A 20,856-nucleotide genomic window follows, 5' to 3' on the forward strand; every position below is an offset into this window, starting at 1 on the left:
GCTGTTGCCATGAAGGATAGGGTATCGGTTACCAGTAGTGAATGGGCCACGCCTTATACTGATGTTCTACGCCTAACGCTCAACAGCAAAACAGAATGTAGTAAACGACTGCTTCAGTAAGCTTTGTAAATCATATAAAACAGATTATAAGGTATCTATAAAACGACAAAGTTGTTCAATCTATTGGCCCATGCTAAAAATACTAAAAGAGCTTGAGTTGATGATTTCAAGAAAGTTAACCAATTTCCTTCAGACAATCACGATCGCTGAAACCCCTGCACCTCAAGGGTTTCAGCGATTTTTGACGGGTTGACATATAGCAAATATTCAGACCTCTACAATCCTTGTCTGATGGGTAATTTTATTTTAGAAAATTATGTACTGGACTAAAATTGGACTTACAATTAGTTCATGTATACTATTAGCTCCAAACATTGCTTCTATGGCTTATTTTGCAGATCTCTTACTAACTAGTGATATATGCTTGACGGGCTCAGCAATCTCCAGCACTGCGATCGCCTAACCAAGCGCTATCAGAGTAACTCAACCAGAGTAGAAGAGAATACAAGGCTGCCCAACAATACGGCTAATTTAGTTGTAATGCGAAGTTAAGGCTTAAGCGCTCTTTGGTAAAAACTGGGGAGTGCTCCCTTTTATTCCTGGGTTAGCCATTGCGTTTGGTGTTGGAAGCAATCGACCCCGCGAGTAGTTCATCTCAGAGTGACAGTTGGTTAGCGGTGGTACGGATTAATCGGGTCAACAGAGTTAACTCAGCCAAGGGCTGATATTCAGCGGTTTGGCATTCTCAAAAAGAGGGATCTATTCTCAATAAGCATGCCTGCTTTTGCGTAGATTCGCCGAAACCATTGATATCTCGATAAACTTAACTTGCTGAAATCCCAAAAAGAGCAAGTCAGAGTTTGCAAGGCTAATTTGGATCCAATTTTTAGGTGAGTCAGTGCCAAAGCAAAATCGCCACGACCAGGCGGAAATTTGGTCGGCGGATCAGTTCGAGCAGGTGATGGGGGAACTCAGCCCTAAAATGCGATCGCTCTTCTCGATCTGCTACTACACCGGCTGCCGAGTCAGTGAAGCGCGGCAGCTGCGGGCGGAGGATGTGGTAGGGAATACCCTGGTGCTGCGTAAGGCAACCACGAAAACGAAGCGCACGCGAGCGGTGCCGATTCATCCCAAGCTGAAGGCGGTGCTGGAAGCGGCAGAGTTACCGAGTCGGGGGTATCTGTTTCCCGGGCGAGATGGGCAGGGGCCGATTACGCGGCAGGCCTGTGATGCAGCGCTGCGGAAGGCGTGTGGCCTCTTAGGTCTGCGCGGCTACAGCACTCACAGCAACCGACGCACCTGGGCAACTCGGTTAGATAAGGCAGGGGTGCGGCTGAAGGCGATCCAAGACCTAGGCGGATGGTCGTCGATGGCGGCGCTGCAGCGATATCTTGATGTGTCGGAGGAGGAAAAGGTGGATGCGATCGCGCAGCTGTAATAACCACAGTCTTCAGAGCTCCAATGCACTACCCTACGGATAGAAGGCATCGAGTTGCTCTTTGAACCAGGCTAATAATCGGGGGCTCAAGCAAATAGAAGTTTTGCTGAACGTCTCTACGGTCTGTGCTGAATCTTGCCTTGTTAGGCAGTGTACCTGAGGATTTGGCGAGGTGAACGATCCGCACGTTGAGTGGCTAAACTACGAATTTCGGGTAGATACAAGCCAAGTACAATTTGACAACCCACCACCTTTGGAAAGCGATTACGATGCTTTTCGCCTCCATCTGGAGGCGGACACCCTTACCGTCGAGTTGAAGCAGCACTTCGCTACGGTGGAGTCCGCACGGCAAGTTGTCGAGCCATTTTTGAAAGACTGGATGATCTATTCAGCCATTGAAATGGATCGGGATGCCATCGAATTTTGCTTCAATGAGGCCAATATCATCGACAGAAGCCCTTCACCACAGGTAGCCGATCACATCGCTTGTCAAATTGGAATAATGCTAGGACCAATTTCGATGCAGGCAACTGGGATTTGCCTCCCTCCTACCCGACAAGTGTACCCTCAGCCACCGACGAGGTTTAAGGCAAGTCTTGACGTCGGTACAATGTGGCAGCGTTATCAAAACCACATTGAGGGGAAAGAAAGCTATCAGTCTCTTGGGTATTTTTGCCTTAGCCTTATGCAGTGGAGTACAGGAGCTGATAAAGGTGCCAGGGGGGAAGCGTCAAGGGTCTACAAGATTGATCGGGAAGTCCTGGATAAGCTTGGCGAACTGACCTCAGAGAGGGGCACCCCACTCGACGCCCGGAAACTCGAATCACGTTCGATACTAGTCCCTCTGTCAGACTCCGAGAAGCAGTGGATTCGGGCAACTGTTAAAGTACTGATTCGAAGAAAAGGTGAGTACGACTTCGAACCCTCCTCTGCATCGGCGTTGGAGGAAGTAACAATGGATGGTTTGCCTTCTCTATGAGAATTTTTACTCTGTCGTGTAACCTCGCGCTGCAGCGGACCCAACCTGCTAGCGCGTTCATCGGTTATTCGAATGGTTTCCTTCATCGGGCCGGGCCGCGCTTAAAATTCCTTTGTACCAAGTTGAATTGGTCTTCCAAAGTATGAATCTGTCTCTTGATGGCTCTTAATCCTTGAATACTAAAGCCCATGAGAATCGGCTAAGTTTAGCGGCTCGCAAACGGGATCGCCCATGCCCACAAACAGTGCGATTTTGAGCTCAGATTAACTGCCAATGGTTGGGCCGTCATGCTCACATTAAATGACAATGGGTTCAGATTATTTGCAAACCGCTCGCAAACGGTACGTTCGGCTAAGATTAACTGACAATGGCTCGAAAGCCTTTTATAGAGGGCGATTTGGCAGCTAAATCTCTAGCTAACTAGCTGCGTAGGTTGGCAACCGGTCGAGAGCCGCTGAAAGCCTTTTCATATAAGGCTTTCAGCGTTAAACCGAATGAAAATTTACACAAAAAGAGCAGTGTAATTACATTCATTACTCTCAGGCGATCTCTTTGTTAGGAAGAAAGACCGGTGCACGAATACCTGTTTAATAAGTCATGAGCAAATGTACTCTGTGCCAGTAGAACTGAAAAATGGACTTGATTTGGCCTGTTCTGCTCTGTGACAGTTGTCTCAAAGCCTGATCTTGCTGTTCTATCTAGAAGTCGCAGTCAAAGCTCTCGACTGGCTTAGATGCCTTATGCAGAGATGGTTTGCAATGATACCAGCTATGGAGTGGTTGCGGCGCGGGACAACTAGCCTAGGCCACTTTTCGTCCTGCCCCGGCTATCGCACCCACATGCTGAGCACCATAAGCCCAGCACCGGCGATCACTATCGGGTCATGAGTTGTCCAAATTGTGGAGGCGGTGGACGCCAGAGCGGAGGGAATTGCAGCGCTAGGTAGCCTTGAGGTCGAGGCTGTGGAAGCGATCGACCGGCCTCAAGACGGAAGGCGGTAAGCGCATCGTGGCACAGAATGCTGTTAAGCATGGACAGCGATCGCAAGCGGCTATTGAGCGCCGGCAGCAATTGAATACCGCATTGAGAGAGCTCAGAGGGTTGCTCGATGGCCTAAGTAGTTAGGCTACGGTTAGCCCCGGTACAAATGCCCCATGCCCCCAGGGAGAGTTTCAAGGCCGCCGCCAAGGCAGCGGCAGTCATTGAGCAATCATCATTTAGAGGCAGGTTATGGAAGCGGCAAAAATCTACGATCAGGCACTTCAACTTTGGGGTGCAGAGGCAGTGGTCGCGATCGCCCTTTGCGAGGCAGCTGAACTAACGGCTGCAATCATTAAGAACGAATTTCAGGGGCGCGACGACCTCTCTGTCATGGAGAAGGTCGTCGATGTTTCAATTATGTCGGAGCAACTGGGTCTAATCTGCAGCCCAGCCACTGCTCTACTCTTGCCAGAAGGCGCGACACCCACGCTTTTGCTGACCAAGGCCATGAGCATCTTCGCTCAGCCTGACCTATCCAATTCGGCGAGCCTCCAAGAGGCTCTTCGCAGCCTCCGGGGTGCGTGCGACATCTTATGGCCCGGCCGCGAATCCACTGAAGACTTTCAGCAGATGAAAGAAGATAAACTGGGCCGCCTTTATCAAAAAGTTTGCGCTGAAACCAACCGGCAGGCACTGGGGATTGCCGAGCAGTCAACCACATCTGAGAATCATTCAGGTGTAGCTTTCACCGAAAACTTAGACACATTGCCGCTCCAGCTGCAAAAAACTGGTGCCTAGCCAGCCAGTTTTTCCGCAATGGATAGTGTCAGCCACAGCACCAGCGGCAATTGAAACTCCCGTAGCGACTCCCGAGTCCACTGAAGCGAAAATAAAAGGCTGCCCAGTGGTGAGCTGCTATGGGCAAGGCTGGAGCGATTGCCAGGGTCTGACGCTGTGCAATGCAGCCGGAGGGTAACCGGTCCATAGCGACTTTACTGGCTACGCTGAGGCCGCAATCGCCCTGAGGCAACCCCGTGCTGCGCTTGATGCTGCAAAGACGGCACTGCTGTGGAATGTGCGCCAGTTCTGTGATGATTTTTAGACTCAGATCTTGCACCTTCCCAGAGCAGAAAGTGTAGCTTTGCTCAGTAGATGGTAATGGGTATCGAGATTGACAGCGTGTTCTTTAAGCAGCAGATATTCAAAGGGAAACAGGGTCATCAGGCGATCAAAGCGGCTACTCTGGCTCAAATCATCCAAATAAGTTGAACAATCGAGTTCTACTGCCTGCGCAGCCCGAAAACCAAAATGCTCCTGCTAATATTGCACCAGCAATATTTGAGGTGGGCCGATCACAATCCCAGTAGCTTGTCGCCCAGCACCGCCAGATGTTTTCAAGGTTCTTCCTGGCAAATTTTATCAAAGGATGTTTTAGTTGCTTCACTGCTGCCGTCTTGCAGAGAATATGTCTGCGTATTGGAATAGGCTGCCCAGCTTGCCGTTGCTGGGCAATTCAAAATCAGCGCATCGCGATCGCCGCTCACGTCTTGAGCAAACAAGTCGGAAAGCGAATTGCCTTGGAAAAACTCAAACGTGGGTGGTGCATTTATAGTGAGCATTAAGCCGTCGCCAGCGGTTATTCTTTGTAGGTAAAAGAAAGAGGCTGCTGAAGGTCTTCGCTCATATAAGCAACCGCCATATCCTGGGAATTATAGGCCCAGCCAATGCGCCCCTCCCGATCGAGCAAAATGCAGCCCGCTTCTCCTTCCACCCGGCTGACTAACATCTTGATTGCCTGCTGAGCGGCTTCATCGGGATGAGTTCCCGCCCCTAAGGCATCGACCGCTGTTTTTGCTAGCACGACAGGAACGATCGACTCACCATCGCCGGTAGTTGAGCAAGCGCCCATCGTATTATCGGCATACAGTCCGGACCCGACTAAAGCACTATCCCCCACTCGCCCTTGCGGTTGTCCAGATACACCGCCCGTAGAGGTGCCAGCTACCAGATTGCCGTTGCTGTCCAGTGCCACACAACCCACGGTATTAGGACGATCCAGAACCTCAGCTTCCTCCTTCCACTCCTGGTACTGTTCTTCGTTGATCAACTCATTCTTGGGGCACATTTCCAGTCCGTGTTCTAGCGCAAATCGTTCGCCGCTGCGAGCCACCAGCAACCGAGGTTTTTCCTCCATAATGGTGCGGGCAGCAGAAATGGGATGGCGAACCCCCTGAATCGCTGCAACCGCACCCCACCCCAGATTTGCTCCTTCCATGATTGCCGCATCGACTTCCACCTCACCGTCGCTATTCAGGGTAGAACCGAAACCGGCATTAAATGTCGGGTCAGACTCTAGCACACAAATCGCGGCTTCTACGGCTGCGGCTGCACTTCCCCGAGCGCGAAGCACTTTCCAGCCTGCTTCAACGGCTGCTACACATCCGGCATGGTTTGCTGCTGCTTTGTCTGGCGAAATAGTTTTTGCGCCACCATGAACAATGATGACCGGCTTTGTGGAATTCATAGGTTTTCTCACACAATATCTTTTGCAATCAACCGTGAATGACAGTCATTTCTGAAAGAAAAATACTTCGCATCAGATTTGCTGAACGTTCAGTTCTAATTGATATTGAAGGCTAAAAGAGAATAGTCTTCTATGTAAAATTAACAACAGTTTCTTCAAAATATTTCTATCCTGGGAGTTACCTAGAGTTTGTAGGAGGATGAAATGACGTGAAGGGGCCTCAAAAACTTCTCCCTCAATTAACGAACTATTAAGCGTATTACGCAGGAGAGCCAAGAGGAATCGGCGCTCATCATGCCCTACATCAACTGGGAACACTGCTCAACGACTCACTGACGAGGGCACCATAGGCAGGCAGCGGGCAGGAGTCCTGAATTGTAGAGCACCCTTAGACTAAACCCTCACCATCACCGCTGGCCATGTAGGGGGTAGGTCTAGTGACGGCGATCGCTCTTTTCTAGTCTGAGCTGAGCTCGCCATCCAATAATGCAGCTGTGTAGGTAGCGAATCTCGGCAGGCACTACCCTACCGTCTCGTCCATCCCTTAGCTTTTTCTGCCTTCATGCGAGCGTATTGGGATGACACGACCAATAGTCGGACTCCGTAGGGAATCTGACTATTGGTGCTAACTGCGCAGGCGATCAATCGCTTGTCCTAAAGAAGATGTGTTTGCGAAATATTAAGCCAAAATATTATATATTTCAGGCAAAATATTTGTCGCATAGCAAAAGTCTAAAAGCTTTTGTTTGAAGTCTAGCTTAATTTTTTCCCTACCTACCCCTTGGCGCACTTTTCCCTCATCCTATTGAGAGATGCACACCCTTAATCTGCTCCCTACAGTGCTGGCTTAATGGGTATGCCGCTTTATCTAAGGTTCTACAGAGTTAAACCGCATTTGTTTGGTCTATGCCCACGCTCCCAGCTTCAATTTTCCTACGCGCATAATCCAGACTCAACCAACGATTAGGAAAGACCATGGCCACTAAATTTCCAAAATTTAGCCAGGACCTGGCCCAAGATCCGACTACGCGTCGGCTTTGGTACGGGATTGCGACGGCCCACGACTTTGAAAGCCACGATGGCATGACCGAGGAGACGCTGCATCAAAAGATCTTCGCCTCCCACTTCGGCCATGTGGCGATCATTTTTCTGTGGACTTCGGGCAACTTGTTCCACGTTGCCTGGCAAGGTAATTTTGAACAGTGGATTAAAGATCCACTCCACATTCATCCGATCGCCCATGCGATCTGGGATCCCCATTTTGGTCAAGCGGCGGTGGATGCGTTCACCCGCGAAGGGGCTGTCAACCCGGTTAACGTGGCATATTCAGGGGTGTATCATTGGTGGTACACCATCGGCATGCGCACGAATAACGACCTCTACATGGGGGCGGTATTTTTGCTGCTGCTAGCCGCTCTATTTTTGTTTGCCGGCTGGCTACACCTACAGCCCAGGTTTCGCCCTAGCTTGTCCTGGTTTAAGAATGCAGAATCGCGCTTAAACCACCATATAGCTGGGCTGTTTGGGGTGAGTTCTCTGGCTTGGGCCGGGCACCTGATTCATGTGGCCATTCCTGAATCGCGCGGGCAGCACGTGGGATGGAACAATTTTCTCACCACGCCCCCTCACCCTGCCGGGTTGAAAGCCTTTTTTAGCGGCGATTGGGCTGCCTATGCCCAAAACCCTGACACGGCAGACCATATGTTTGGCACCGCCCAGGGTTCGGGGACGGCGATCTTGACCTTCCTAGGTGGTTTTCATCCCCAAACCGACTCGCTGTGGCTGACGGATATGGCCCATCACCACTTGGCGATCGCGGTCATCTTCATCATTGCGGGGCACATGTACCGCACCAACTTTGGCATTGGCCACAGCATTAAGGAGATTCTCTATGCCCACAAGCCCCCCAATGGGGCGCTTGGTGAAGGGCACCGAGGTCTCTATGACACCATCAACAATTCTCTACACTTTCAGCTTTCTTTGGCTTTGGCAGCGTTAGGCACCGTAACCTCGTTGGTGGCCCAGCACCAGTACTCGATGCCGCCCTACGCCTTTATGGCCAAAGACTACACCACCCAGGCGGCACTCTATACCCATCACCAGTACATTGCTGGCTTTTTGATGGTAGGAGCCTTTGCCCACGCGGCCATTTTCTGGGTGCGCGACTACGATCCTGAGGCCAACCGTAACAACGTGCTGGCCCGGTTAATCGAGCATAAGGAAGCAATTATTTCGCACTTGAGCTGGGTATCGCTGTTTTTAGGGTTCCACACCCTAGGTCTGTACGTGCACAACGACGTGGTGGTGGCCTTTGGCACCCCCGAAAAGCAAATTTTAGTTGAGCCAGTCTTTGCTCAGTGGATTCAGGCTTCTCACGGCAAGCTGCTGTACGGCATGAACACGCTGTTGTCTAACCCTGACAGCGTGACTCAAACCGCCAATGCCCTTTATCTGCCGGGCTGGCTTGACGCTATCAACAACACCAAAAACTCGCTGTTTTTGACCATTGGTCCCGGAGACTTTTTGGTGCACCATGCGATCGCCCTAGGGTTGCACACCACCACCTTAATTTGCGTCAAGGGTGCCCTCGATGCCCGGGGTACCAAGCTCATGCCCGACAAAAAAGACTTTGGCTTTAGCTTCCCCTGTGATGGGCCAGGTCGGGGCGGTACTTGCCAAACTTCGGGTTGGCAGCAATCCTTCTTCCTGGCGATGTTCTGGATGCTCAACACCCTGGGCTGGGTCACCTTCTACTGGCACTGGAAACATCTGGCCCTGTGGTCGGGCAACATAGCGCAGTTCAACGAAAACTCAACCTATTTGATGGGCTGGTTTCGAGATTATCTGTGGCTTAACTCAGCGCAGGTGATTAACGGCTACAACCCCTACGGCATGAACGATATAGCCGTTTGGTCTTGGATGTTTCTATTCGGTCACCTGGTGTGGGCCACCGGGTTTATGTTCTTGATCTCGTGGCGGGGCTACTGGCAAGAGCTGATTGAAACCCTGGTTTGGGCTCACGAACGCACCCCCCTAGCAAACCTAGTGCGCTGGAAAGACAAGCCTGTTGCTATGTCGATTGTCCAGGGTTGGTTAGTTGGTGTAGCCCACTTTACTGTCGGTTATGTTCTCACCTACGCTGCCTTTTTGATTGCCAGTACAGCCTCACGATTTGGCTGACGACGACTCACCGAATTTAAAGCTTTCTCACGTAAAGTTGCCATGAATCATAAAACTTAATCGTGAGAAATTGCGCAGTTAGAAGGGACTAACTGCGCTTTTTTTACGCGTCAAAAACTAGGTTATGACCTTTGACCGTTGAGGATTGCTCTGAAAAGGTAAAGCATGGATCAAAGCATTACTGTAACAGCCTTAAACGGGGCTGATTAGAAGTGACAGAGCAATGTACTTATAGAAGCATCGGTTTTCCCTAGGGAGGAGCAGGCCGAGCAAGCTATTCGAGCCCTAGAATCATCCGGCTTTCCGATGGGTCAGATCTCAATTCTGACTAAGCAGTTGGCAGATGATGTGGTGGCGGGGGCGCGGTGATAGCGGCAGGCTACGTTGGTGCGGCTCTGGCTACGTTGGCCCCTGCCCCTTGTCCAGCGGCCTTGGCAACATCAAACCATCAAAGATAGGTTACGTCCCCTGGGCGTTCCAAAATATCAGGCTGGAGCCTTTAGCGATCGCTTAATTGGTGGCAATTTTTTGGTGATTGTCGATGGCAGCTAGGAGGAAGTGAGCCAAGCTGAGTCGGTTTTAGCTAGCCACAGCATTCAAACAGGGAATATCTATTCCATGCCGCAGTCTGAAGTCAGTTCTGAGTAGCCGACTTTAAATAGAAAGAACGATTTCGTCAGTGCCGACCAGGGGCCTTTTGATTAATTAGGCGCTCGCCTAAACATGATCTATCCCTTTTTGATGAGGATGTCCTAGATCCTCATTTCTAGACTAAAGGCAACGACCTAAGCAAAGCCTTTTTAATGCGGTTTTAGCCTTCCTCGACAAGTCGTGACTGTGCTCGCATCTTTTTACGACAGCAAAATCCCTTTGCTGCGTTAGGCCAATGGTTCTTTGAGCAGTAGGCAAAACGATGGCTCTCTTACTGGTAGACCTCGACGGCACAATCCGAAAGCCCCTGAGTGAGGAGCAGTATTCTCAGCATCCCAAAGATCAGGCCATCATTGCTGGAGCTGATCGCGCATTGCAGTCCTACCCCGAAAATTGGATTATTGTTGGCATTACGAACCAGGGCGGGGTTGCGGCAGGACATAAGTCGATGCAAACCTGCGTCGAAGAACAGCAATACACCCTGGAGCTATTTCCCCAGGTCAAAGAAATTTACTTTTGCCCCGACTTTGCCGGCAAAAAGTGTTTTCGAGTGACGGCTCACAATGCCCATAACCATAGTAAAACTCATTGGTCAGGGCAGTTCCGAAAACCGGGGGCCGGCATGCTGCTGCTGGCGATCGCCCGGCATCAGCAGAGCGCTCAAAATACCTGTTACGTGGGTGATCGCCCCGAAGACGAGACAGCGGCCCAACGCGCTAAAGTACAGTTTCAATGGGCAGAAGATTGGATTAAGCAGCGCCAATCCATTAGCGAGCGTTTTTAACGAGCGTTGTTGTAGCCATCACTAGAACAGTTAGGCCATTTTGTGTTCTCCTAGAACGATGGCTATTCACCACTGTGATATCCCAGTCACTGAAACAAGCTCTCGCAGATCATCAAAAGCTCTGATCCGCTGTAAGGTAGGCACTGCCCACCAGCCTCAATTTAGTGACTTTCCACCCTGCCAATAATAAGTCTGCTCACTTGCAAGGTAGCCTTTGTCAGAAATCATGGGAGCAACAAAAAAACAGGTTGAAAGAGTGAATATAAACCTTATTCTCTAGCCTTTAACTGCGGTTAGCCCACCTGCGAATCGGTGCATAAATAACTGAATTCAAATATGCCTCAAGAAAGACGGGGTTAGCCCTTGCAGCGCTTAGACTCATATGCACTGAGTGGTTTTATTTTTTGACCAAACAGTTCAAATTAAGTATTGCCAAGCCTGTAAATTGGGCACAGCATAAATTTATTTGACTGTAAGTTACATAAATAAAATTATCAGTTTTGGCCCGATTGGGAGTCCCCGCTACATTCTCCAAAGCGGAATATTTTGCGATAAAAACTAACACAAGGGATAGGGCAATGGTTTTTAACAGTAACCCGAATCAACTCAATTATTTAGAGGATCATGAGCGGGTGGCCTTCCCCAGCGATCGCCCCACAGTTACCCAAGAGCTCGCCGAAAACGTCATTTTGACCACGGTAGACGACCTGTATAACTGGGTGCGGCTATCGAGCCTCTTTCCCCTCTTATACGGCACCGCCTGCTGCTTTATTGAGTTTGCGGCCCTAATTGGCTCTCGATTTGATTTCGATCGCTTTGGCCTATTGCCCCGTGCTAGCCCCCGACAGGCCGATTTGATTATTTTGGCTGGCACCCTAAACATGAAAATGTCGGCCGCTACTCGACGGCTGTACGACCAGATGCCGGAACCCAAATACGTAATTGCTATGGGGGCCTGCATGATTACCGGCGGCATGTTTAGCGCCGATTCGCCCACAGCAGTGCGAGGAGCCGATAAAGTTCTGCCCATCGACGTCTATATCCCTGGTTGCCCCCCCCGACCCGAGGCCATTATCGACGCCATTATCAAGCTGCGCAAAAAGATTTCCCAAGAGTCTTTGCAGGATCGGGGCATGCAGCAACAGACAAATCGTTTCTACACCGTCAGCCACAAAATGAAGCTTATTCCCGAAGTTCATCAGGGGGACTACGTGCGGGCTGAGTTTCGCCAAAAACCGCCCTTAGAGCTGGCCCAAGAGCAGGGTATACCGCTGCCAGAGCTGCTCCAGCAGATGGAACCCGACAAAACTAGAGAAAGCTGGTAAGGGAAACCCATGACATACAGCAAAAGCATCGAAACCCGCACCGAACCCATGACCATCAACATGGGGCCGCATCATCCCTCCACTCACGGAGTGCTGCGCATGATCGTCACCCTCGATGGTGAAGACGTGCTGGACTGTGAACCCGTAATTGGCTATCTCCACCGGGGCATGGAGAAAATTGCCGAAAACCGTACCCCCACCATGTACATTCCCTACGTGAGTCGGTGGGACTACGCCGAGGGCATGTTCAATGAAGCAGTGACGGTGAATGTATTCGAGCAACTGGCTGACATCGAAATTCCCAAGCGGGCCAGCTATATCCGCATGATTATGCTGGAGCTCAACCGCATTGCCAACCACCTGCTGTGGCTTGGCCCTTTTCTGGCCGACGTGGGGGCACAAACTCCCTTTTTCTATATCTTTCGAGAGCGAGAGATGATCTACGACCTGTGGGAAGCCGCTACCGGCTACCGCATGGTCAACAACAACTACTTTCGCATTGGCGGCGTGGCCGCCGACCTACCCTACGGCTGGACCGACAAGTGTCGCGATTTCTGCAACTACTTTTTGCCCAAGGTCGATGAGTACGAGCGTCTAATTACCAACAACCCCATTTTTCGGCGGCGCGTCGAGGGGCTCGGGGTAATTTCTCGCGAAGATGCCATTAACTGGGGGCTATCAGGGCCCATGCTGCGGGCCTCTGGAGTAAAGTGGGACCTGCGCAAGGTCGACCACTACGAGCGCTACGACGACTTTGACTGGGAAATCGAGTGGGAAACCGCCGGAGACTGTATGGCCCGCTACTTCGTCCGCATTCGCGAGATGCGGCAGGCGGCCAACATTGTGCTTCAGGCCCTAGACGGTCTCCCCGGCGGCTCCCTAGAAAGCTTAGAAGCCAAGCGGATGGCAGAAGGCCCTAAGTCGGGCTGGAATGCATTTGACTATCAATTCATCGGCAAAAAAATAGCCCCCACCTTTAAAATTCCCCAGGGAGAGCACTATGCCCGAGTCGAAACGGGCAAAGGCGAGATGGGCATTTTTCTGATCGGCAACGGCAATGTGTTTCCATGGCGCTGGAAAATTCGCGCGCCAGACTTTGTCAATTTACAAATTTTGCCGTTTTTGCTTGAGGGGGTCAAAGTCGCTGATATCACCGTGATTTTGGGCAGCGTTGACATCATTATGGGTTCAGTCGATCGCTGAGTGATGTGGCTCGTCTGGGTATCTGGTCATAAGTCAGACGGGTGTCGAGCCTAGAGCCAAGGATATGCTGCCTTGGATGTAGCTCAGAGGGATCTCCACTGGGAGATTTAGTGAGCCCGGTTTGAAGGAGCAAATCGCCCTGCGCGTGGTAGACGCACTAGCGTGATTCTCGATATTTTTGCCCAGCGGGCGCAGTCCCAGGTCAGTAAACTCCAGGTGGAACTAGCCCAGATGGAGTATCTACTGCCCCGGCTGCGCGGTCTGGGGCAGGCCATGTCAAGGCTGGGCAGCGGCAGCGGCACCCGAGGCTCAGGGAAACCAAGCCAGAGACCGAGCGGCAGATGATCCAGCGGCGGATCAACCTGCTGCTGCAGGAGCTTGGACGACCTGCCCACGATTCCAGGTTCGGCTCTGCTGATGTTTAACAAGGTCGATCAAGTGGAGTCGGAAGATCTGTCTACGGCCCAGCACATCTACCCCAATGCTCTGTTTATTTCTGCTACCCAGCAGCTGGGCCTAGAAACCCTAGGGCAGCGAATGCTGCACTTGGTGCGTCAAACCAGCAAAGCTCGCAATCTTAGGGTTAGGCACTCAGCCCAGACCGGCTTGGTAGCCCTTGTAACGCGGTGACAGCTCCTTAAATACAGCCTCTTAGGGCAGGTGCCATCTTCGCCGCCTGTACAGTCAATTCAGGAAGCCCGCAACCCATGAGAAATCTACAACAATGCCAAGGCGGACAACTACTTTCTCGCCCCGGCGTGCCTACCGAAACAGGCGCATCTAGCGGCTTACATCCCCTGAGGCTAGAACCTGAGGGGGATGGGCTAATCTATGTGCCAAAAAGCTATCAGCCAGCGAAGCCAGCCCCGCTCGTGTTGATGCTGCACGGTGCGGGCGGTGATGCGGAGGGAGCCTTGAGGCCGCTAGCAGGACTAGCCAATACCTACGGCCTGCTGCTGCTGGCGGTCGAGTCGCGCGATCGCACCTGGGATGTGATCGTTAGCCGCTACGGACCTGACATTGTCGTTATCGACCGGGCGCTAGAGCAGACATTTAGGCGGTATGCGGTGGATGCCGAGAAGGTTGCGATCGCAGGCTTCTCCGATGGCGCATCCTATGCCCTCTCTGTAGGCGTTACTAACGGCGATTTATTCACCCATATCATCGCCTTTTCCCCCGGCTTTATGGCCCCTGTCACTCAGCGGGGAGAACCCCAGATCTTCGTCTCCCATGGCACAGCCGACCCGGTACTACCCATTAACCATAGGTGTAGTCGTCGCATCGTCCCCCAGCTCCAGCAGACAGGCTACGACACCCGCTACCGAGAGTTTGAAGGCGGCCATACCGTTCCGGCAGACGTTTCCCGTGAAGCCATGACCTGGCTTACCACCTCGGTCTAAACTGCTGCCCAGTAAAGACTTTTGCTGCGTGAAATGACAATTCTATCCGTTGTTTTTTACCTAGATAAACCATGACCCAACCCAACCTATCTGATCAACAAACCAACCTAGATCAAGCCGTAGCCTCATCCGATCAGGCTCAGCCTATGGCCCCCACCCAGGCCTCTGGTAGCGTCATGATTGATGCCCACGCCGCTGCCGGAGCCGATCAGGCGCAAGGTGATCCAGTTGAGCATCCCATCGCCACCAATTTCTCAAATGCCACCGTCGTCGGGGATGCCAAAACAGCAGATGTGGCCGTAGCCAATGGCCCCTTTGAAGCAGAGCAAGCTATAGAAAAAGGCAAGGTTAACCTGCACAATAACCCAGATACCCCTGACAGCGATCTGCAGGACTCCCTACCCAATACCGACCCCGTAAGTCTGCCAATCGCTCCCAACACCAATCATCAGGAGTAGGCATCTCCCAAACCAAAAGCCTCCTTCAAAGAGGAGGCTTCTAAGCAATAGCGGCTTAAAACCTGCACAGCAACAATCCCTATCCGGCTGTAGGGTGTGGTGGACGCAATCTTGGCTAAGCGGTGGGCTCGGTTCAATACCCCAACGCCGCGATCGCCTTCTTCTTCTGCTCTGGGCTCACCTCCAGGTACCGCTGCAAACTAGCCAAGGAGCGGTGGCCGCTAATCTCCTGAATCACCCGCAGCGGCACCCCGGCATTACTCAAGTTAGTTAATGCCGTGCGCCTGAAGCTGTGGGTGCTAATCCCTAGCCCCTCCAGCCCGACATAGGCCAGCGCCTGGTCGAGCAGCCAATCCGCCGACGATCGCGCCAACCGCCCTCGGCCATGCCGACCGGGAAACAGGTACTCAGCCCCGCCGTTGTCGTAGGTCGCTAGCAGTGCCGCTAGCCTGGGGTGAATGTCGATCTGCCGGGTAGCCAGCTTGCCCTTCGTCGCCTTGGCCGGTAGCACCAGCACATCGCCTTTAATATCGCTAAGCCGCAGGGCGATCGCCTCACTCACCCGCAGCCCGCAATAGAGCATGAGACCGAACAGGGCTCGATCGCGGGGGGAGTCCATCGCCGCAAACAGCCGGGCAATTTCATCATGGGTTAGTACTTTCGCTTGGCCGTTGGTGCTCATGGGATCCGTAGCGTACTTGCCTTGCTTTACTAGACAGTATTATCATTTCGTATAGTAGAAAACGACAATTTATAAGGGTTTCCGGGTGTTGGGTCGGGCGATCGGTTTTCGTCTCACTTGAGACAGCCAGGAAGCCTTGATCTTTCGTTGCGTTGTCTCAGTGTTGGAATGGTGAGACGGTCGGGTCTTTGACTAAGCTGCACAGTGCCAGATTGAATAACATCGAGACAAGTTCGTGTCGTTGACGAAATCTTCTTTATCGATTTGAGGCAGAAAAAGCGAGCTGGCTTTAGCTTTGCTGCTTTACTAACACTAATGTGCCTCCACGACAATAAAGCTGCTCTACACATCCAGCACAACACAAAATCAGTACCTAGCCTTGAGAATCTGAGCTGCCGTCAGCCTGTTCTCAGATGCCAACTCTATTAACAGAGCCGAGGTAATTGCAGCATTCCTCTCAACCAGTACCGCCTCGTATAACCCCTCGAACCGGGTCAGCACAGTGATCCGTTGGGCGATGGGGTCAACAATCCAATATTCGGCAATGCCTCGGGCTTCATACTGCGATCGCTTATAGCGGTAGTCGCGATCGATGTTTTTCTTCCCTGGCGACACCACCTCCACCACTAGCCGAGGTGGCGGCATATCCAACGTTACCGTTGCCCGATTCGCCCCCTCAAGAGCCATAGCGAGTTCCTCTGACAACACCATCAAATCGGGCACGCGCACGGTGGTGCGTTCCCCCATGACAGCTATCTCTGTTTTAGTTCTCAGGCGATCGGGGGATACACCTTGCTGCAAAAAGTAGGCAAACAAAAACGAGGTAATGCGCTGGTTCAGGTCGCTCTCTGGCGGCATTTCAATCACTTCCCCGTCTTCTAACTCATAGAGGGTGTCGAGGTTGCTGGTATAGGCAAAGAACTCCTCCAGACCCATGCGGGTAGTTGCAACGGTCATGGTGTCCTAGCCTCCAACGAGAAACGCCGTGGTAATCGCATTATCCCAAGTTCACTCACAGCGTGCCATTCCCCTCGTCTCGTTTGGGCTGCCACCAGGCATCAAGCATCTCGGCCAAACTTGCTCATCATCGCCTCAGCCCGTTTGCGGTTAGCCAACTGCTGCCGGTTATCATGCTTCTGGCTAGCGTTTTCCACCACCTGGGCGAGGGCCTCAGGGTTAGCCTCCATATACTCGTACATGGCCTCGATCAACACTTCACGGCTTAGTCCCTGGTGCCGACAAAACGTGTGCAGCCGTTCGATCAAATCTGCTTCTAGGCGAAAGGTGCTGCGCTTTGTCGGTGGCTCACTCTCTGTATCTATATGTCTAGATGCCTGAATATCTGTATGTCTAGAAGCTCCCACAGCTATCCCAGCCTTAAGAGTTTCAGACATCTGGATATCTGTATGTCTAGACTCGACTGGCTCTGAAAGACCTGGCACAGCGGTTTCAACCGTCGTACCCTCATCTTCTATATGTCTAGATATCTGTATGTCTTGAAACCTTGGCGTCTGGACATCTTGAGGTTTTGAGGTCAGAGCGGCATCCCGGGGGGCGACCTTAGGACGCTGCCGCTGTTTGAGTCGGTCTAGGGCATCACTCATGGGTAAGGGCCTCTACAATTTGCTCAAAGGGGTATTGCAGGTCGGGCTGGTCTAGTTCGCTGAGCAACTTGCCCTGCCGAATGGCGTTCTTAAACTTCTCCGACTCGCGGATAGAGGCCAGAATGGGGGCCTCACCGGCGAACTCTTTCATAGCAGCGATGTTTTGCCGGCCCTCTAGAGTTTGGGTATTGCCCACCCAGCGATCGCGAAAAGGAATTATCCCCAACACCGACCCGGTGAACGCCTCTAGCTCAGCTTGTTCATTCAAAAAATCCAGTGTATCGACCAAGGAGTTAACCCCTTTAACATTGGCTTCTACCGGAATCAGCACATGGTCAGAGGCCCCAACGGCAGAGAGGCAGATCTGCGATCGCGACGGCTGCACATCGATCAGCACCACATCGAACATGTCGTGAATCTTGCGCAGCCGCTGCTTCAAGATGAAGGCCCCCGCCCCACTGCTGCTGAGAAAGTCGCTCACTTTGAACAAGCCGCGATCGGCGGGCATCACAAACAAGTTCTCGTACTGGGTGCCGTAGACCCCATCCTCAACCTCGACCTGCTTGGTCAGTACTTCAAACAGACTGGGCTCATCAGGCTGCACCTCATGACCCAAATAAAAGGTCAGATTTGCTTGGGGGTCAGCATCTACCGCCAGCACCTTTTTGCCCTGCTGAGCTAGCAGCAGGGCGGTAAAAAACACCGTCGTCGTCTTCCCCTGTCCCCCCGACAGAGAAATCGCTGAGCAGATTTTCACAGGGCCAATCCTATAACAGCGATTTGAGGATAGCGTCTTGGCATCAGGACATCAATATGTCTATATGTCTAAACTCAAATATGCTTATATATCTAGACATATTTAAGTTTAGATAGCTGTATGCAGCAGTTTTATAACGCTCGATTTGCCTTTAAGCTCTAGCGTGGCAAGGGTTTCAGGATATAAAAGCCTAAATTTGAGGCGCCCTAGTTAACTAGTGCATATCCTCGATAGCGCCTGCGTTTAAGAACATCCTGCATCAGCCGATTGCCTTCTTCTATGTCTGCGCACAAGGTTTCGCACTGCCCACACTTACCCGTTCGGCGGCCACCCCACTTGCGTAGCAAGACCCACTCACCAAACAGGTTCTGGCGTAGAGCGCACCAGTAGTAGCGATCGCCCCGCTGCCAAAACAGCTCCTGCCACTGTGCTGGGTCATAGCTTAGCTGGGTCATAGGCTCCACCTTCTCGATCCCAAAAAGCCTTGTAGCTCATTGCCGTCTTAGCCTGATAATAAGGGGTCTGCAAATGAAGGAAAAGTCCCTTGCCCCAAGACAATTCCCTATTTCCCGCCGACAATTATGATGTCTTTCTCAAGGACCTCAAAACCCGCATACGCCAGGCGCAAGTAAAGGCAGCTCTCGCCGTTAATAAAGAGCTGGTCATCCTGTACTGGCAAATTGGCAGGGAAATCCTTGCCCGCCAGCAGCAGGAAGGATGGGGGGCAAAAGTCATTGACCGCCTCGCCAAAGATCTGAAGCGGGAGTTCCCCGACATGAAGGGGTTTTCACCACGCAACCTCAAATACATGCGGGCTTTTGCGGAAGCTTACCCAGATCAAACAATTGTGCAGGAGGTGCTTGCACAAATTACCTGGTATCACAATCAAGCTCTCCTAGATAAGCTGAAAGCACCAGGTGAACGGCTCTGGTACGCCCAAGGCACTCTTAAGAATGGCTGGAGTCGGAGTATTTTGGCCATGCAGATTGAATCCAACCTGTTCCAGCGTCAAGGTGGGGCAGTTACCAATTTTGAGCGCACCCTACCGCCGGAACAGTCTGATCTCGCTCAACAGCTGCTTAAGGACCCCTACAATTTCGACTTTCTCAATCTGACATCCTCTATCCAAGAGCGAGAGCTAGAAAAGGCTCTGGTCGAACGAATTAGGGATTTTCTGCTGGAGCTGGGCGTCGGGTTTGCTTTCGTCGGCAGTCAATATCGATTGGAAGTCTCTGGCAATGAGTACTTTATGGATATGCTGTTCTACCACCTCAAGCTACGGTGTTATGTCGTCATTGACTTGAAGGTGACGGAATTTCGCCCTGAGTACACCGGCAAGATGAACTTCTACGTCGCGGCAGTGGATGATTTGTTGCGTCACCCGGATGACCAGCCCACTATCGGCATCGTGCTGTGTAAATCAAAGGATAAAACGATCGCTGAATACGCCCTGCGCAACGTCAACACCCCGATTGCCGTCACAACCCACAGCCTGCCAGACCAGCTCAAGGCCAATCTGCCTACCATCGAGGAGCTAGAAATGGAACTAGATGCAGTGGTGAGTGAGCTATCGGAAGGGAATGAAGCAGTTGAAGCGTGAAATAGCCAAGGCATCTTCCGCGTCGATTTCGGTCACCCTATCAGTAAGGGTTCGCTAGGGTACTCCAATATCAGCAAGCTCTCCAGCCCCGAGAGAATTAATCCCACGCAGATAATAGAGCAGTAGCAACCGCTCCTCTTCCGTCAGCTCAGTCCAGCGCTTGTCCTCAAATCGGTCGGCAATAAACTGGCGAATCACCTCCCCAGACCAACCCAGGCTCCTAATCTGGTGTTGAATCTGCTCGTGCAGGGCTAGGTCATACGCTGCAGGCTCTGCCTCCTGTGGAAAAACAACTTCATCCCCCCGCACCCCCCTATTCGGAGTAAAAGAATTTGTATCCGACCCCAACTCACCGGCGCAAAGCGCCTCACCCTTCATATCTCTCTCTGAGGGGTGTAATTCCTTAGTTTTTGGGGGTTCTGACGTTTCTAGTGTCGCTTCAGATCTCGCCTCTTCAGGAGCTAGGAGGCCTGCTGCTAGGGCAATTACACCCTCTTGATGCTCGGGGTGCCAGAGGCGAAGGTGCTTGTAGAGGGTCTGCTGACTAACTCTGGCTCTTTGGGCGATCGCCTTGGCCCGGGCCGTAATCTGCTCGGGCAACTCTCCGGCCTGCTCTAAGTTGGTGTAGGTGGCGCGGATGCGATGCTGAGCGTCTTCGGTCTGCCGCTGGTTGAAGGGCACCAGGTTGTTCTTCGGGTGGCTGGTGTCACGAGTAGGGGTGGTGCCTAGGGGCCAGTAGTAGCCTTCGACGGCTCTGGCCCAGGCGATGACCTTGCGCTCGATGTCGTGCTGGTGGCGGCAGTACTGCTCGTAGCCGGGGCAATGGAGGGCGATGCGCAGGGTGTAGTCAATCAGGGATTGGCCTTGGTGACCCTCGAAGACGCGGCCGTAGCAGGCGATGGTTTTGAGCAGGTGGTTGGTCTGCCCGTAAGCGGTCCAGCCTTCGGTGATCTCGAGGTCGAGGTCGTGTCGCCAGCTCTCGACGGGGTGGCTGCGGCGTTTAGGCCGCTTGCGGTGGTTATCGCGGCCAATCTTCATCGCATGGCGCAGGGTGTCCATGTCTTGGTGGCTGGCGGCGCTATCCCAGAGCCAGAAGAAGCGGGCTAAGCTGTCGCCAATGGGGTTGAGGTCATCGTCAAGCAGGCAGGAGCCACTGCCAGGCTGAAGGGGCAGCCGGTGCCCCATGTATTCGATGAAGGCTTGAACGCCGTAGGCCTTGACGTTGGGGAA

The 20,856-nt window shown here is 52.2% G+C and carries 18 protein-coding genes and 3 pseudogenes; 13 read left to right on the plus strand and 8 right to left on the minus strand.

Annotation, left to right across the window (positions count from 1 at the left end):
- The first annotated feature begins 958 nt into the window (after positions 1 to 958).
- The 3 genes from H6F59_RS25190 to H6F59_RS25200 all read left to right on the plus strand — a co-directional run bounded on the left by H6F59_RS25190 (position 959) and on the right by H6F59_RS25200 (position 4,256).
- Positions 959 to 1,498, plus strand: a complete 540-nt coding sequence (locus H6F59_RS25190) for a tyrosine-type recombinase/integrase (protein WP_190707589.1) — start codon at positions 959 to 961, stop codon at positions 1,496 to 1,498.
- A 172-nt stretch (positions 1,499 to 1,670) separates the two neighbouring features.
- Positions 1,671 to 2,477 carry a hypothetical protein gene (locus H6F59_RS25195; RefSeq protein WP_190707593.1) on the plus strand — a complete coding sequence of 269 codons (807 nt, stop codon included), beginning with the start codon at positions 1,671 to 1,673 and terminating at the stop codon, positions 2,475 to 2,477.
- Between the two features lie 1,230 nt (positions 2,478 to 3,707).
- Positions 3,708 to 4,256 (plus strand): hypothetical protein, encoded by a 549-nt coding sequence (locus H6F59_RS25200; RefSeq protein WP_190707596.1) that lies wholly within the window; start codon positions 3,708 to 3,710, stop codon positions 4,254 to 4,256.
- Between the two features lie 321 nt (positions 4,257 to 4,577).
- Here H6F59_RS25200 and H6F59_RS27765 read toward each other — a convergent pair.
- Positions 4,578 to 5,068, minus strand: a pseudogene (locus H6F59_RS27765) (carbamoylphosphate synthase large subunit); the annotation flags it as partial.
- A 26-nt stretch (positions 5,069 to 5,094) separates the two neighbouring features.
- Positions 5,095 to 5,982, minus strand: coding sequence for an isoaspartyl peptidase/L-asparaginase family protein (locus tag H6F59_RS25210; protein ID WP_190707603.1), 888 nt, complete (start codon positions 5,980 to 5,982; stop codon positions 5,095 to 5,097).
- Positions 5,983 to 6,957: 975 nt separating this feature from the next.
- Here H6F59_RS25210 and psaB point away from each other — a divergent pair.
- From psaB to H6F59_RS25250, 9 genes and pseudogenes are all read left to right on the plus strand, one after another.
- Entirely contained in the window at positions 6,958 to 9,162 is a 2,205-nt protein-coding gene (psaB, locus tag H6F59_RS25215) for a photosystem I core protein PsaB (protein WP_190707606.1), read from the plus strand.
- Positions 9,163 to 9,549: 387 nt separating this feature from the next.
- Entirely contained in the window at positions 9,550 to 9,714 is a 165-nt protein-coding gene (locus H6F59_RS25220; RefSeq protein ID WP_190707609.1) for a hypothetical protein, read from the plus strand.
- 361 nt (positions 9,715 to 10,075) lie between these two features.
- The gene (locus tag H6F59_RS25225) at positions 10,076 to 10,597 is read left to right on the plus strand and encodes an HAD hydrolase-like protein (protein ID WP_190707612.1); all 522 of its coding nucleotides are present in this window, start codon (positions 10,076 to 10,078) and stop codon (positions 10,595 to 10,597) included.
- A 578-nt stretch (positions 10,598 to 11,175) separates the two neighbouring features.
- A complete protein-coding gene (gene nuoB / locus H6F59_RS25230; protein WP_190707615.1) occupies positions 11,176 to 11,922 on the plus strand; it encodes an NADH-quinone oxidoreductase subunit NuoB in 747 nt (248 codons plus the stop codon).
- A 9-nt stretch (positions 11,923 to 11,931) separates the two neighbouring features.
- Positions 11,932 to 13,125 (plus strand): NAD(P)H-quinone oxidoreductase subunit H, encoded by a 1,194-nt coding sequence (locus H6F59_RS25235; RefSeq protein ID WP_190707618.1) that lies wholly within the window; start codon positions 11,932 to 11,934, stop codon positions 13,123 to 13,125.
- Between the two features lie 121 nt (positions 13,126 to 13,246).
- Positions 13,247 to 13,529, plus strand: a pseudogene (locus H6F59_RS27770) (GTPase HflX); the annotation flags it as partial.
- A complete protein-coding gene (locus H6F59_RS27450; RefSeq protein WP_242021689.1) occupies positions 13,504 to 13,755 on the plus strand; it encodes a hypothetical protein in 252 nt (83 codons plus the stop codon). The pseudogene H6F59_RS27770 and the gene H6F59_RS27450, both read left to right, overlap by 26 nt.
- A 77-nt stretch (positions 13,756 to 13,832) precedes the next feature.
- A complete protein-coding gene (locus tag H6F59_RS25245; RefSeq protein ID WP_190707621.1) occupies positions 13,833 to 14,525 on the plus strand; it encodes an alpha/beta hydrolase in 693 nt (230 codons plus the stop codon).
- Positions 14,526 to 14,596: 71 nt separating this feature from the next.
- Positions 14,597 to 14,983, plus strand: coding sequence for a hypothetical protein (locus H6F59_RS25250; RefSeq protein ID WP_190707624.1), 387 nt, complete (start codon positions 14,597 to 14,599; stop codon positions 14,981 to 14,983).
- Positions 14,984 to 15,116: 133 nt separating this feature from the next.
- On the opposite strand, the gene H6F59_RS25255 is transcribed toward H6F59_RS25250, so the two are convergent.
- The 5 genes from H6F59_RS25255 to H6F59_RS25275 all read right to left on the minus strand — a co-directional run bounded on the left by H6F59_RS25255 (position 15,117) and on the right by H6F59_RS25275 (position 18,481).
- Positions 15,117 to 15,665 carry a tyrosine-type recombinase/integrase gene (locus tag H6F59_RS25255; RefSeq protein WP_190707627.1) on the minus strand — a complete coding sequence of 183 codons (549 nt, stop codon included), beginning with the start codon at positions 15,663 to 15,665 and terminating at the stop codon, positions 15,117 to 15,119.
- Between the two features lie 366 nt (positions 15,666 to 16,031).
- Entirely contained in the window at positions 16,032 to 16,622 is a 591-nt protein-coding gene (locus tag H6F59_RS25260; RefSeq protein ID WP_190707630.1) for a Uma2 family endonuclease, read from the minus strand.
- 101 nt (positions 16,623 to 16,723) lie between these two features.
- Positions 16,724 to 17,059, minus strand: coding sequence for a hypothetical protein (locus H6F59_RS25265; protein ID WP_199325977.1), 336 nt, complete (start codon positions 17,057 to 17,059; stop codon positions 16,724 to 16,726).
- A gap of 202 nt (positions 17,060 to 17,261) precedes the next feature.
- Positions 17,262 to 18,026, minus strand: coding sequence for an AAA family ATPase (locus H6F59_RS25270; protein ID WP_190707635.1), 765 nt, complete (start codon positions 18,024 to 18,026; stop codon positions 17,262 to 17,264).
- Positions 18,027 to 18,232: 206 nt separating this feature from the next.
- Positions 18,233 to 18,481, minus strand: a complete 249-nt coding sequence (locus H6F59_RS25275; protein ID WP_190707638.1) for a WGR domain-containing protein — start codon at positions 18,479 to 18,481, stop codon at positions 18,233 to 18,235.
- Between the two features lie 89 nt (positions 18,482 to 18,570).
- On the opposite strand from H6F59_RS25275, the gene H6F59_RS25280 reads away from it, so the two are divergent.
- Complete coding sequence (locus H6F59_RS25280) at positions 18,571 to 19,626, plus strand: YhcG family protein (RefSeq protein ID WP_190707643.1); 1,056 nt, start codon at positions 18,571 to 18,573, stop codon at positions 19,624 to 19,626.
- Between the two features lie 54 nt (positions 19,627 to 19,680).
- Here the strand turns inward: H6F59_RS25280 and H6F59_RS25285 are convergent.
- A pseudogene (locus tag H6F59_RS25285) lies at positions 19,681 to 20,856 on the minus strand (hypothetical protein); the annotation flags it as partial.

Origin of the sequence: Nodosilinea sp. FACHB-141, from assembly GCF_014696135.1 — a bacterium.
Lineage (GTDB): Bacteria > Cyanobacteriota > Cyanobacteriia > Phormidesmidales > Phormidesmidaceae > Nodosilinea.

Bases quoted from the DNA above. Each gene is read 5' to 3' on its own strand.
- H6F59_RS25200 (WP_190707596.1), top strand. From the start codon at position 3,708: ATGGAAGCGGCAAAAATCTACGATCAGGCACTTCAACTTTGGGGTGCA.
- H6F59_RS25210 (WP_190707603.1), bottom strand. From the start codon at position 5,982: ATGAATTCCACAAAGCCGGTCATCATTGTTCATGGTGGCGCAAAAACT.
- psaB (WP_190707606.1), top strand. From the start codon at position 6,958: ATGGCCACTAAATTTCCAAAATTTAGCCAGGACCTGGCCCAAGATCCG.
- H6F59_RS25225 (WP_190707612.1), top strand. From the start codon at position 10,076: ATGGCTCTCTTACTGGTAGACCTCGACGGCACAATCCGAAAGCCCCTG.
- nuoB (WP_190707615.1), top strand. From the start codon at position 11,176: ATGGTTTTTAACAGTAACCCGAATCAACTCAATTATTTAGAGGATCAT.
- H6F59_RS25235 (WP_190707618.1), top strand. From the start codon at position 11,932: ATGACATACAGCAAAAGCATCGAAACCCGCACCGAACCCATGACCATC.
- H6F59_RS25245 (WP_190707621.1), top strand. From the start codon at position 13,833: ATGAGAAATCTACAACAATGCCAAGGCGGACAACTACTTTCTCGCCCC.
- H6F59_RS25250 (WP_190707624.1), top strand. From the start codon at position 14,597: ATGACCCAACCCAACCTATCTGATCAACAAACCAACCTAGATCAAGCC.
- H6F59_RS25255 (WP_190707627.1), bottom strand. From the start codon at position 15,665: ATGAGCACCAACGGCCAAGCGAAAGTACTAACCCATGATGAAATTGCC.
- H6F59_RS25260 (WP_190707630.1), bottom strand. From the start codon at position 16,622: ATGACCGTTGCAACTACCCGCATGGGTCTGGAGGAGTTCTTTGCCTAT.
- H6F59_RS25265 (WP_199325977.1), bottom strand. From the start codon at position 17,059: ATGTCTGAAACTCTTAAGGCTGGGATAGCTGTGGGAGCTTCTAGACAT.
- H6F59_RS25275 (WP_190707638.1), bottom strand. From the start codon at position 18,481: ATGACCCAGCTAAGCTATGACCCAGCACAGTGGCAGGAGCTGTTTTGG.